2 protein-coding genes are annotated in these 835 nt (G+C 70.3%); one reads left to right on the top strand and one right to left on the bottom strand.

Annotation, left to right across the window (positions count from 1 at the left end; translation table 11 throughout):
• Positions 1 to 25 precede the first annotated feature (25 nt).
• On the bottom strand, positions 26 to 307 hold the full coding sequence (locus tag D471_RS0118720) for a hypothetical protein (protein WP_017600029.1): 282 nt from the start codon (positions 305 to 307) through the stop codon (positions 26 to 28).
• A gap of 133 nt (positions 308 to 440) precedes the next feature.
• On the opposite strand from D471_RS0118720, the gene D471_RS37730 reads away from it, so the two are divergent.
• Positions 441 to 835: exonuclease domain-containing protein (locus tag D471_RS37730; protein WP_193789777.1), on the top strand; the 395-nt coding region annotated here is incomplete at its 3' end.

The raw sequence follows: 835 nt of genomic DNA, 5'->3' as shown, positions 1-835 counted from the left end.
CCCCCCCCCGCCTCCGGGCGGGCGCTCATGCCCGACCCGTCGTGCTCTCAGCCGAGGCGTCGGCGGCCGAGCCGTCGGCGTCGGGGCGGGGGACGATCTCCACGCTGTCAGTGGCGCCGCACCAACGGCACCGGACCCGCTCCACCGTCTCGGTGAGTACCGACCGCTCCTCGACCAGGCCGCGACCGGCCAGATCCTGGTGGACGAAGTCCTCGGAGCGGACCGTGCGGGTCACGTCGAACCGCGTGAGGTTGCCGCACCCGGTGCACCGCCACCGTTCACTGTCACCCGGCATCGCGATCCCCACGGTTTCCTCCTTCGATCGTGCTCATCTTGGGGCGCAAGGACACTTCAGCCCCTTCACCCCCATCTTTCCATGTCGGGCAGGTCAGACCGTATTCGTCGGTCATTCGGTCGGCGGCCCCGACTACCCTGACCGCGTGGTTCCACAGTCCGCGGCGTCCACCGGCGTCCAAACGAGCATCGTCGACCTCGGCACTCCGCTGGCCGCGACGACGTTCGTCGTGGTGGACCTGGAGACCACCGGGACCAGCGCCAAGCGGTCCCGCATCACCGAGATCGGCGCGGTCAGGACGCGTGGCGGGAAGGTCCTGGACGAGTTCTCCACACTGGTCGACCCCGGCACCCTCATCCCGGCCAACATCACCCTCCTGACCGGCATCACCCAGTCCATGGTGGCCACGGCCCCCTCCCTGGAGGAGGTCCTCCCCGACCTGCTGGCCCTGCTGACCGCCGAGCCCGACACCGCGTTCGTCGCGCACAACGCGGCCTTCGACACCGGCTTCCTCCGGGCCGCCTGTGAACGCCTGGGCCA

The sequence above is a fragment of the Nocardiopsis lucentensis DSM 44048 genome (genome assembly GCF_000341125.1).
Lineage (GTDB): Bacteria > Actinomycetota > Actinomycetes > Streptosporangiales > Streptosporangiaceae > Nocardiopsis > Nocardiopsis lucentensis.
The sequence above is the reverse complement of the archived record's forward strand: the minus strand, read 5'-3'. Positions and strand labels throughout refer to the sequence as shown.